Raw genomic sequence first — 4,577 nt, forward strand, 5'->3', positions numbered from 1 at the left:
TGAACCAGTGCTTCGAAACAGCTTTAGTTGAAACTCAAACAGGTGGAACACATGGTGGTGGGGCAGCCGTTACAGCTTTGGGCCAGAATGTCTTACAGCATTACCGCCAAATGGAAATCAATGCTCGACAAGCCTTAGAACATGATTATCAAATTATGAGTAGCTATTTAAAGAAATAAGATGAGAAATATTTTATAAATCAAAGAATTTAAGTGCGAATCAGTTTTGCTTAACTATAGGTTTTTAATTGCTCAGCAAAAATATCTATCTTTATAAATAATTTCTACTTTTCATCGTCTATGCTTATCGCTATATTCTTGAGTATATATCGCTGCAAAAAACGACAAAAAGGTAAATATAATGGTAAGTGATACGAAGATAAAAAAGTTGGCTTTAGCTTGTTCAATGCTCAGCATAGGATTGGTCTTTAATGTTCCAGCCAAAGCTGAATCGGTTACCGTTTATGCAGCAGCGAGCTTAACCAATGCGATTAACGATTTAGAAAAAATTTATGAAAAACAAAATAAAGTAGAAGTTAAAACTTCATATGCAGGTTCATCGACCTTAGCTAAACAAATTGAAGCTGGGGCACCAGCCGATGTATTTATCTCTGCTGATACACAGTGGATGGATTATCTACAAAACAAAAAATTAGTTGCAGCAAATGACCGTATAAATTTATTAGGCAACCGTCTGGTTCTAATTACTCCTAAAGGTCAGTCACTAAAAGTAAAACTAGATAAAACGATCGATCCCAATAAAGTATTTACAGGCAAGATTTGTACAGGGGATACCAAAAGTGTGCCTGTAGGCAAATATGCTAAACAAGCTTTTACTAACCTAGGTTGGTGGAGCCGTATTGAGCCAAAGTTAGTTGAAACAGAAGATGTTCGAACTGCATTAAATTTTGTTGCACGTGGTGAATGTCAGGTTGGAATTGTTTATGCAACCGATGCAGCCATTAGTAAAGATGTAACAGTAGTTGGTGTATTTCCGGAAAATACGCATTCACCAATTATTTATCCTGTAGGGATAATTAAAAAGAATCCGAGCTCAACAAAGTTATATCAATTTTTACAAAGCAACCAAGCCAAAGCTGTCTTTAAAAAGTATGGCTTTAGCGTGTTGGCTCCAGCAAAACCATGATGTTCTCTTTAACCCCAGAAGAGCTCAGCGTGCTACAACTTTCTTGTAAGGTAGCGGCAAGTTGTCTTGTGGTCAGCATTATTCCTGCAATTTGTGTGGGATGGTTTTTGGCACGTAAAGAGTTTTGGGGTAAGTCATTTATTGAAACATTGGTGTTTTTACCTTTAGTGCTACCACCAGTTGTTCCTGGTTATTTGTTATTACAGGTATTTGGTAGCCGAGGCATTATTGGACAATATTTGGCACCGCTCGGAATTGATTTTGCATTTAACTGGAAAGGCGCCGTTCTTGCATCAGCAGTGATGGGTTTTCCGCTATTGGTTCAATCTATTCGTCTAGCGATTGAACTAGTCGATCAGCGTTTAGAAATGGCAGCAAAGACATTAGGTGCTTCATCTTTAGGGGCATTTCTTCATGTCACGATGCCTCTTGCCAGCAGTGGTATTTTAATTGGCGCTATTTTATGTTTTTGCCGTAGTTTAGGAGAGTTTGGGGCCACCATTACTTTTGTGGGTAATATTTCAAATGAAACACGGACTTTGCCTCTAGCCATGTATAGCTTAATGCAACAACCCGACACAGAAGCAGCTATTCAAAGGCTTATTGTTTTATCGTTAAGTGTGGCTTTTTTAGCGCTGTGGTTTGCACAGTGGTTTCATCGTTATCAAAAAAAGCGTTTGGGGCGGTAAGGTTATGTTGATTGATTGCCGTTTTCAGCTACACATGGGTCAATTTCATATTGAACCTAGTTTCCAATCAGATGCTTCAGTTATTGGATTATTTGGTGCCTCTGGGTCAGGTAAAACATCGATTTTACATGCCATTGCAGGACTGAACACTCCGCGTAGTGGGCTCATTAAAATACAGGATCAAACATGGTTTGATTCAGATCAAAACATTAACTTGAGTACCCAAAAGCGGCATGTTGGATTGGTTTTTCAAGATGCTCAGCTTTTTCCGCATAAAACGGTAAAGCAAAACTTATTATTTGGTATTAAGCATCTTTCCCAACAAGAACGTCACTTCGAAGCAGATTACATTATTGAATTATTAAAGTTAGGGCACTTATTACAACGTATGCCCATTAAACTCTCAGGTGGTGAAAAACAGCGCGTAGCACTAGGGAGAGCCTTGTTATATTCACCTAAGCTGTTACTGCTTGATGAGCCGTTATCAGCACTAGATGCGAATCATAAAGCTGAAATTATTCCTTTTTTTCAGAAGGTAAAAGAGGAAATAAAAATTCCGATGATTTATGTAAGTCATGATATTCAAGAAATTAAACAACTGACCGAAACAATGTGGGTTTTATAATTTTTCATATTTCACACATTATTTCAGTCTAGTTAGTTCATGGTTGTTAGCTAGCCCATAAACTGCCCATTGGAGCAGATTTTCGGCGATCTTGGGCTTGTTGATAAAAACGCCAGAAAGCGAATGCAAAAATGACAGCCAAGAAATCAACTACTAAGATTTCTCCGCCATGTACCCATAAGCCACTTTGAGGAATGAAGTAGGCTAAAAGGGATGTAAGCGGAATCGCAAATAACACTAAAACCAAGGTTAACAGCAGTTGCGGTAAAGCTTTTGCATAGCCAATCACAAAGGTATAAATCAAACTCAGTAGGAAAATCGCATAATAACCATACATAAAGAGGTGATTCATGCTTTCAATGTTGAGCGCTGCGAAAAGCCAGCGACTAGCCAACATTGTGCCTACGACAGCTAAAACACACCCTAAACATGTACCTATAGTTAAATTCGCAAGGAACACTACATCTTTACGTTGAACAGGAACAGGATCTTCAGCGCGCTTTTGTTTACGTGCACGAGTTTCAACCCAAAGAATATTGCCCGTATAAAATAAGAAAGCACCACCGACACCTAACACAAAATAAATCCAACGTACGCCTGTACCACCAAAACTTCCAAAATGTAGGCTAAACATGGCGTTGATTAACTTATTCCCGGCATCAGTCTGTGTGTTAATGCCTTTATGGTTAAAGTGCTCAACTGCATATGGATTCATACGCATAAAGTCTTGATTCGCACCGCGCAACATTTGATCTGAACTATAGAGGGCAATACGTGCATTGGCTTTTTCAGGTTTGTTTAGGCCACTGAACTGGATATAGTCGACTGAATATTCAGGTGCTACTTTTTTAGCTTGAGCTAATATTTGCTGCACATCAATCTGTGTTTGTTTCGGTTGAATCAGCGCTGGGGGAGAACGCTGAAAAACTGGTTGTCCTTTGAGGGCAAGCTGTCCAATCGCATCATAAAAAAAGTCATGAAAAGCAAAGACAATAACGCTAATACTAATAATGATGTGGAACGGTAAGCTGGTAATTCCAATTACATTATGTGCATCTAGCCAAAATCGCTTTTTATTTTTACCAGGGCGAATAACAAAGTAATCCTTTACCAAGGTCGGTAAAAGAATAATGACGCCTGAAAGCAGGGCAAGAAAATATAAAATTGAAACCACGCCCATCACATAGAGACCCAATCCATGATGGCCAGCCATGCCAGGTATTCCTGCTGTTTCATGCAACTGTTCGATTAACCAGCCAGCTTTAGATAGGTTTTCTTGGGCAACGATTAACTGACCTTTATCATCTAAGCTTGCCATCCACGTAGACTGAGCAGCATTAAAGCCATCGCCACGTTCATGCTCACTCCACGTAATAGGTGCATAGTGAAATTCATTGGACGATAAATTGAGTGTGAAGTTCTTTTGCGCAGCAGGATAGGCTGTTTGTACTTTTTGAATAAGCTCATTATATTGATCAGGTGAGACTTTCGGTAAAACTTGCTGTGTTGGCGTAGCCCACTTACTAATGTGATGCTGAAACATGCTGAGCCCACCAGCAAAAAAACAGATAAAAAGCAAAATCCCAGCGCATACACCCACCCAAGTATGCATACTTTTTGCTAATTTCATGATGTCTGAACGTACTTTCATGTTTAACCCCATAAGACAAAAATACAGCTATACGCTAGGGCATTAGCAATGAATAAATAGATAAGCGCTTTTCGTCCAGTCGAAAAAAAATAACTGCCAAACATAATAGGCATCCAAAACCAAGGAACACTCCACATACCCACTTGCACCAATAAATCCATGGCAACATAAGGTTGGCCCAATAAAACAATTAAATTACCAATAGCGATAGAAAGACTTAGACCAAAAACACCACCAGCAAAAGTTTTACTCCACCAGTCTGGCTGGATCGGAGACTGAATTTTAGCTTTCATGAAATCAGTTTCCGTTTAAAAAGCGCCATAAAAGGAAGAAACGACCACGCAAAAATGATGAGCATGAACCAACAAAAAGCGGCCACAACTTTTGGTAAGCTTGCAAAGAGCGCAATAAATCCAATGCCTAATAGCACTAGACCCAAATACTTAAAGAAAGTAGGAAGATGTTG

5 protein-coding genes and 1 pseudogene are annotated in these 4,577 nt (G+C 39.1%); 4 read left to right on the forward strand and 2 right to left on the reverse strand.

Annotation, left to right across the window (positions count from 1 at the left end; genetic code table 11):
• The 4 genes and pseudogenes from NL42_RS16230 to NL42_RS16245 form a co-directional block, all read left to right on the forward strand.
• A pseudogene (locus NL42_RS16230) lies at window positions 1-179 on the forward strand (LysR family transcriptional regulator); the annotation flags it as partial.
• 181 nt (window positions 180-360) lie between these two features.
• Window positions 361-1,146: a molybdate ABC transporter substrate-binding protein gene (modA, locus tag NL42_RS16235; RefSeq protein ID WP_461313522.1), complete on the forward strand. Its 786-nt coding sequence runs from the start codon at window positions 361-363 to the stop codon at window positions 1,144-1,146.
• A complete protein-coding gene (modB, locus tag NL42_RS16240) occupies window positions 1,143-1,835 on the forward strand; it encodes a molybdate ABC transporter permease subunit (RefSeq protein WP_151988139.1) in 693 nt (230 codons plus the stop codon). Before modA ends, modB begins: the two co-directional genes overlap by 4 nt.
• A 4-nt stretch (window positions 1,836-1,839) precedes the next feature.
• The gene (locus NL42_RS16245) at window positions 1,840-2,460 is read left to right on the forward strand and encodes an ATP-binding cassette domain-containing protein (protein WP_461313523.1); all 621 of its coding nucleotides are present in this window, start codon (window positions 1,840-1,842) and stop codon (window positions 2,458-2,460) included.
• A gap of 46 nt (window positions 2,461-2,506) precedes the next feature.
• Here the strand turns inward: NL42_RS16245 and NL42_RS16250 are convergent, their stop codons facing one another.
• Together NL42_RS16250 and NL42_RS16255 are read right to left on the reverse strand one after the other, a co-directional pair.
• Window positions 2,507-4,111: a PepSY-associated TM helix domain-containing protein gene (locus NL42_RS16250; protein ID WP_461313524.1), complete on the reverse strand. Its 1,605-nt coding sequence runs from the start codon at window positions 4,109-4,111 to the stop codon at window positions 2,507-2,509.
• Window positions 4,112-4,113: 2 nt separating this feature from the next.
• Window positions 4,114-4,404, reverse strand: a complete 291-nt coding sequence (locus NL42_RS16255; protein ID WP_461313525.1) for a hypothetical protein — start codon at window positions 4,402-4,404, stop codon at window positions 4,114-4,116.
• Between the last annotated feature and the right edge of the window lie 173 nt (window positions 4,405-4,577).

Source organism: Acinetobacter sp. GN11 (genome assembly GCF_054823985.1).

What these genes read in the sequence shown, in the direction of transcription:
- modA (WP_461313522.1), top strand. Translation starts at nt 361, where the DNA reads ATGGTAAGTGATACGAAGATAAAAAAGTTGGCTTTAGCTTGTTCAATG.
- NL42_RS16250 (WP_461313524.1), bottom strand. Translation starts at nt 4,111, where the DNA reads ATGAAAGTACGTTCAGACATCATGAAATTAGCAAAAAGTATGCATACT.
- modB (WP_151988139.1), top strand. Translation starts at nt 1,143, where the DNA reads ATGATGTTCTCTTTAACCCCAGAAGAGCTCAGCGTGCTACAACTTTCT.
- NL42_RS16245 (WP_461313523.1), top strand. Translation starts at nt 1,840, where the DNA reads ATGTTGATTGATTGCCGTTTTCAGCTACACATGGGTCAATTTCATATT.
- NL42_RS16255 (WP_461313525.1), bottom strand. Translation starts at nt 4,404, where the DNA reads ATGAAAGCTAAAATTCAGTCTCCGATCCAGCCAGACTGGTGGAGTAAA.